At 61.5% G+C, this 5,758-nt stretch carries 6 protein-coding genes; all 6 read right to left on the bottom strand.

The annotated features are described in order from the left end of the window. Positions 1-376: 376 nt before the first annotated feature. Positions 377-697, bottom strand: a complete 321-nt coding sequence (gene traF / locus GOX53_RS28530) for a conjugal transfer protein TraF (protein ID WP_371810455.1) — start codon at positions 695-697, stop codon at positions 377-379. Positions 698-786: 89 nt separating this feature from the next. Next, positions 787-2,106 (bottom strand): conjugal transfer protein TraN, encoded by a 1,320-nt coding sequence (gene traN, locus GOX53_RS28535; protein WP_171182263.1) that lies wholly within the window; start codon positions 2,104-2,106, stop codon positions 787-789. Then, positions 2,097-3,521: a hypothetical protein gene (locus tag GOX53_RS28540; RefSeq protein ID WP_171182264.1), complete on the bottom strand. Its 1,425-nt coding sequence runs from the start codon at positions 3,519-3,521 to the stop codon at positions 2,097-2,099. The genes traN and GOX53_RS28540 overlap by 10 nt, the downstream gene beginning before the upstream one ends. A 1-nt stretch (position 3,522) precedes the next feature. Further along, the gene (trbC, locus tag GOX53_RS28545; RefSeq protein ID WP_171182265.1) at positions 3,523-4,290 is read right to left on the bottom strand and encodes a type-F conjugative transfer system pilin assembly protein TrbC; all 768 of its coding nucleotides are present in this window, start codon (positions 4,288-4,290) and stop codon (positions 3,523-3,525) included. Beyond that, positions 4,275-5,261 carry a conjugal transfer pilus assembly protein TraU gene (gene traU, locus GOX53_RS28550; RefSeq protein WP_171182266.1) on the bottom strand — a complete coding sequence of 329 codons (987 nt, stop codon included), beginning with the start codon at positions 5,259-5,261 and terminating at the stop codon, positions 4,275-4,277. Before traU ends, trbC begins: the two co-directional genes overlap by 16 nt. After that, positions 5,258-5,605 (bottom strand): hypothetical protein, encoded by a 348-nt coding sequence (locus GOX53_RS28555; protein ID WP_171182267.1) that lies wholly within the window; start codon positions 5,603-5,605, stop codon positions 5,258-5,260. The genes traU and GOX53_RS28555 overlap by 4 nt, the downstream gene beginning before the upstream one ends. Positions 5,606-5,758: the final 153 nt, after the last annotated feature.

Raw genomic sequence — 5,758 nt, forward strand, 5'->3', positions numbered from 1 at the left:
GCCAGAAGGACCATGCAAGCGGTGCGCGTTTTAGGTCCGGCGCAACCCTCGATTTTTCTCCAGATCAAGTCTAGAGTGGTTTCCGTCCTGGGGGGAGGAGCCGGGGCCTGGGTCGCGGCGGCCAGAGCGTTTTTGTGTCCATTCCGCTTGTCGCTGCGGCCCTCGACACACCCGTGACCATTGCATAGATTGAATTTGACTGGCTGTTCTCGTGGCCTGGTCGTGGCCGCGGTCAAACGGTCCCTCCTACGGATGGCAAACACATGACCGCGGCCCTCGTTTTTTTCGTGCGAGCCCCTTACCCTCGTGGCCCTGATGGCGGAATTCCGTGAGTGCGCCGCCATCAGGGTCCGGGCTGTCATGGAGAGGAGCATTTTCACGATCCCTCCAGTTGAAATGCAGCCCGGACTGCCACGCTGACACTCTGCGCATAGTGCCGGGCGTTCCTATAACCGACGATTTCCGCCGTGACCGTGTTTGTCGCCTTCGACCAGACCAGCGTCGTCGGCAGCGTCGTAATCCGAGCAGCCACCGGATGATCGCTTGCATCGCTGATTTCCAGGAACGGCGGAATCGGCCGACCATCTTTTGAGGCCACCAGCACCGGCACCCCAGCCGGTTGCGTCAGGGCGGCGAGAACAGGGGCCGCCGATTTGCAGACAGAACACCAGCCCGCACCAACCAGGATTACGCCCACGGGGGGTGCCTCCTGCGCGACCAGGCCGCTGCCGGCGCCTGCAGCAAGCAGCGTTGTCAAAAAACGACGGCGAGTTAAGCAGAGCATAATCACGGCCTCATTCCGCTGTTGAAGATCGTTTGTGCGTCGTCGGGTCCGCTGGGGAACCGCTGGTCGTAGAAATCCTTCAGCGCGCCCTGCAGCGGGATGCTGGCCTGGTTGAGCATGTCATCGAAGACCGGCGACAGGTCCATGTCATCGATGTCCACATTGTCGAGATCCTCGAGGGTGGCGTAGCCACAATCGATGGCCAGCATGTCGGGACCCCAGTTCTCGCCCTTCAGGCGCTTGAGCTCTTCGATGAAGACGCGGCCGAGCTTGCTGTTGTAGGTGCAGTAATAGTGCCGGCGTTTGACGCAGACCCCGAGCACCGACTGCTGACAAGTCTCCCCGACATAGTGGGTCGATCCAGCCTGCCGCATGTCCCAGAGGATCTCGTTTTGCTGGGAGCATTGCGCGAAGATTCCCGAGCCATCACAGCAATCCCGGCCGGGCGCCTTGCTGCAGGTCATCTCGGTGCCCACGAAGAACTTCAGATCATTGGGATCGGTCGAGTTCTGATCGCGGAATTCCTGCTGCATCTGCGCCAGCAGATTCAGCCAGGCGGCCGCATTGCCGAAGCTTGTCGCCGGATCGGGTGGGGTTCCGTCGCAATTGTCGCCTTCGCAGACATTGATCGGCTCGCAGCTTGCGCGCAGATCCGAACTGTCCACCCCGCACTGATAGCGGAATTGCGTGTTGGTGCAGGTGCCGTTTGTCATGACCAGGCAGGACTGATCGACCAGCTTGCAGGTGGGATCGGCCTGCAGCGGGGCGCAATCGGTGTCGGTCGCTCCCCCGGCAAGGCAGGAGTATTCCCGCCGCTTGCGCCACCAGGCCCGGGAGAAGTCGCGCCGGTTGATGTCGCGGATCTCGGGGCCTTCCACATCCCAGGTCTTCTTCAGCTCGCAATCGGAATTGTTCTCGAAAGCCCCGCACTCCGACACGATCTCTTCCTGCACTGGGCCAAACTCCGTCCGCTCCAGGATTGCGGGCGACATGTCATCGTCTTCATTCAGGCAGCTGTACTTGAACCGCGTCTGACGGCACTGCCCGTTCTGATAGTCGATGCACTCCTCGCTGAGCTTGGTGCATTTCAGGCTGACCTCAAGCTTGGCGCACTGGTTCAGCGGGTCATCGTCGTGGCATTGCTGGGTGCCTGCGGCCTCCACGCAAAAGTCCAGCAGCTGGAAGCCGCCAATAGTGAAGGATTGCGTCTTCGTGCATTGATAGACCGGAGTGTCGCAGGTGACGGCCGCATCTGCGGTTTTTGACCACGCCGCTGTCATACCCAGCAGGGCAATCGCCAGTGAAAGCTGTCTCACTTGCATGTCTGAACCTCCTGTGGCTGGAAGCGATCGCAGCAGTTGGGATCATCGAACTTGAAGGTGAGACGGACCCAGCCGCCATTGGTGTGCCGGCTGTCATGCACGACGCGCACATTGACCCGCGTCTTGCGGAATCGCTTTCCGCCCGGCTTGACGGCCGTGTACTGGTTGAGGGTCAGAAACCGGTTGGTGTTGCGGTTGACATCCGGGCGCGCGGTGACGTCCGCGAAGTCATGGCAATCCTGTTGCGGGTAGGAATGGCAGATATACCTGATCGCCGCGTCCGCATTGCCCTGATCGTCAACCTCGATCCAGCCCGGTTCCCGGTTAAACGGCGACACCCCGCCCCCCATATCCCAGGTCGGGTTGCGGGTGCTGCGGGTGGCGTTGTCCCGGTTCATCGGCCCGTTGGCAATGACGGCCACGGAACTGCGGTTCCGATTAAACTGCCCGCAACGGTAGGGATTGTAGAATGGCAGCTTGGTGACCGGCAGCAGCTTGCCGTCCCTGTCATTCGCTGGGCACTGATTGTAGGTGTTGCGGCCAAAGACGGGCAGGATGTTCTGGGCCCAGGTGCCCACGACGCCTGACGGCAGTCTCACCTGCACAGCGCCTTTTGCGCGGACATTCACCAGCCGGGCGGTGGAGAACTTCAGGTGATCGGCGATTTCGAGATCGAAGCTGCGCAACCGCAGGATCGACGTGCCCGCCGCCACGTTGATCCGGGTTGGGGCCGGCATGTTGACGATCAGGTTGGTTCCGGACCACCAGGACTGTGCCCCGCTCACCCGGATATTGTTCCGGACGCAAGGATTCAGACCGTTGTTCTTTTTGCAATTGTACTGGATCTGCTTCTCGCAGACCTTGATGAAGTCCGAGGCCCGCTTGTCGCAGCGGTAGAAGTCGGTGCGGTCCACCCAGATCTTGCGGATCAGATCGCAGGTATTGGTCTGCCGGGCCGGGAAGCTCTCGCAGAACTTGTCCATGATGTTGCTGACGGGCAGGTCGAATGGACGGCAGGTGCCGGTGTTGTCGATGAAATACCGGTCCGCAACCGCTCGAGCGTTCTCATGCGCCCAGTTGGCATCGTCAAAGAGCGGGCCCTGCGCATCGATGTCTACTTGCGGGCGCACCTGCGCGCCCTCTTCCGTCGATCTGAGCACCCGGCCCTGCTGGCTGTTGCCCTCGCGGATGTCGATGATGCGGTCGCCGAACTGCGAATGGTCCAGGCCAGCTTCAGGCGGTGTGTCGGTCTTGTACGGTGTCACCACCTCATCGACTTTGGATCCTGTGAAGGTGTTGCCCGTCGAGGGCATGTTCCCGAGCGCCTGATCGGCCCGGCCCCGCTGGCTTTGCGCCTGCGCGGATCCGGCGACACACAAGGCAATGACAAGTGCGGTTTTGAAAAGGTAGCTCATGTCATTCCCCTTTTCTCAGCAGACGGGCGGCCTCATCGGCGGCCACCTCGCCCTTGGCCGCAATGAGATCGAGGGCGAAGGCAACGGGCACATTGCCCTTCACGACGTCATGGGGCGGGATCGGATCGCTCTCACAGCCCGGCGTCTCGCAGACATCGAGCACCTGGTTCACGGCGATCACCTGCGGCACCGCTTCCACCGCAAAGCGGGTGAAGAGCGTGGGATCGATCGAGAAGCCCACCGCGTCATCCAGCGTGCCGAAGGTCTCCTCCAGCGCGGCTTGCGTGTCGTAGACGGAGTTGTTCAGAAACCCCCGGAACACGATGGGCAGGCCATAGGTGTTGGCCTCCGCCATCAACTGCCGCAGCGAGGGCTTGGGCATGGAGAAGGACGCCAGCAGGTAGATCTTGGCACCGTCATAGCGGGGTCCGTCCGGACCAGCCCCCTGCCCTGCCCCGTCATCGATGTTGAGAAGCCGACGCACACGCGGGTTGTTCAGCGCCTGTTCGCGCAGCGCGTCAAAGTTGGTGCCCTCGAATGCACCCTCTGCCGGCAGCTGCGGCCGGAGTTCCTCGCGCAACGCCTCGCCCCGGCGCTTGGCCTCGTCCACGATGGTTGCCAGTGGCGCGTCGATGGGGCCGGTGGAGCCGGGCGCATATTCGACAACGCCTTGCTCTGGCACATCTTCGCCCGCCTCCTGCGCAGCGGCTGCAGTGGAGAGGCAGAATGCGAGCAACAGAGAAGGAACAGGATTCACAATGCGCAGCAATTTCTCTTCCTCCACATCAGCCAGCCGAAGGATTCACCCCGGTAGGGAAACTCCCGGAGCCGATCCACGTATTGCGTTGAAAACCCCATCGGTCCGCAGCCATACCGGCCAGAGGTCTTGGCCACCGGCCGGGTGATCTGCATCCGGTACTGGCTTTTCTTGATCACCGGCTGGGATTGCGTCTGACAGAGCGCCTTGCTGTCGGCTGTCTTGCGGGCCAGGAACAGCCGGTGCATGCGCGCCTGCATCTTGGTGGCCACCACCTGGCTGGCCATCACACCGCCCACATGGGCAGCGACATCCCCCTGAATCGGATAGATCGAGCCACCGCAGCCGGCGCACCAGAACAGCTGGTCGAGCGGCAGGTTGCCCGAGGACGCCCGCACGCAATCCGCGGCACAGGCGGCCTGCGCAATCGGGTTGGCAAAGAGGATGGCCTCGGGGTTGATGAGATTGTTCAGCTCGGCGTCCTGCCAGAGCGGATCGATCTCCGAGATATAGGCGACATCGAACTGCGCGTTCTGCAGGCAGAGACCGTCTACGATCACGCCCAGCCAGGAGATCAGGGGGTAGAAGTAATAATGCGCCTGCCAGCTCGATCCGGTGCTGCCGCCACTCTGCTGTGTTGCCGACGATTTACCCAGCGACAGCAACCCGAAGTCGAGATCGAATCCCATGTTCACGAAGCAGCCGGGCTCATTGGCCACATCGACCAGCCGCGCAGGTTCCCAGAGCCCGATGGCGAGGCCCAGCCGGGGTGGAATGCCGGGACAGATGCAGAGCGGGAAGGCCTGGTTCTTGGTATCGGGCCGCCCGCCCCCGCCGAGGCTGATCGCGCCGATGGAGATCGGAAAAATGCAATCCCAGCAGATCTCGCTGATCGGATTGAGGAACTTCTTGTTGCAGATCGCAGCGGCTTGGGTGGCGGAGATTGCAAACACAAGCGCGAGAAGGAAAGCGCGGAGGGTCATGAGCGCCTCCAGGCTTTTTCCAAAGTCTTGCAATCGGCGCTGAACTGGTCCTGCTTCGCGACATACTCATCAATGAATGCCTGAGCGTCTTCGGCGGTCTTGAACATGTAGTTGTCCAGGTTTGAGATCACCTCGCCGGCCAACCTCGTGAACTCGCCATCCTTGTTGAGATATTCCTTCCACTGGATACGGTCGGAGGAAAAACAGTTCAGGAAGCCCAATCTCACCTGGCGTTGGACAACAAAGCCCCCCTTGATGGGCACCGGCACGTACTTCTCATCGCCAAAGAGGCGAGGCTTGAACCAACCAGCGAGGGCCATCAATCGAGCGTTCAGGCTGTTCATCGGTCTTGCTCCTTTCCCTGTCCCATCACCGGCACCACGACTGTCTCTGGCCGCCCGCATAGGGCCGTGCCAGGCCTTCGGAGATGAGGATCCCGGCAACGTCCTGTTCGGTGACGAAAGCCCTGGCGAGAAACCGGCGATACTTGTCGCGGT

Origin of the sequence: Ruegeria sp. HKCCD8929, assembly GCF_013031405.1 — a bacterium.
In the GTDB taxonomy this organism is placed as follows: domain Bacteria; phylum Pseudomonadota; class Alphaproteobacteria; order Rhodobacterales; family Rhodobacteraceae; genus Ruegeria.

Bases quoted from the DNA above. Each gene is read 5' to 3' on its own strand.
- traN (WP_171182263.1), bottom strand. From the start codon at position 2,106: ATGCAAGTGAGACAGCTTTCACTGGCGATTGCCCTGCTGGGTATGACA.
- GOX53_RS28540 (WP_171182264.1), bottom strand. From the start codon at position 3,521: ATGAGCTACCTTTTCAAAACCGCACTTGTCATTGCCTTGTGTGTCGCC.
- traU (WP_171182266.1), bottom strand. From the start codon at position 5,261: ATGACCCTCCGCGCTTTCCTTCTCGCGCTTGTGTTTGCAATCTCCGCC.
- GOX53_RS28555 (WP_171182267.1), bottom strand. From the start codon at position 5,605: ATGAACAGCCTGAACGCTCGATTGATGGCCCTCGCTGGTTGGTTCAAG.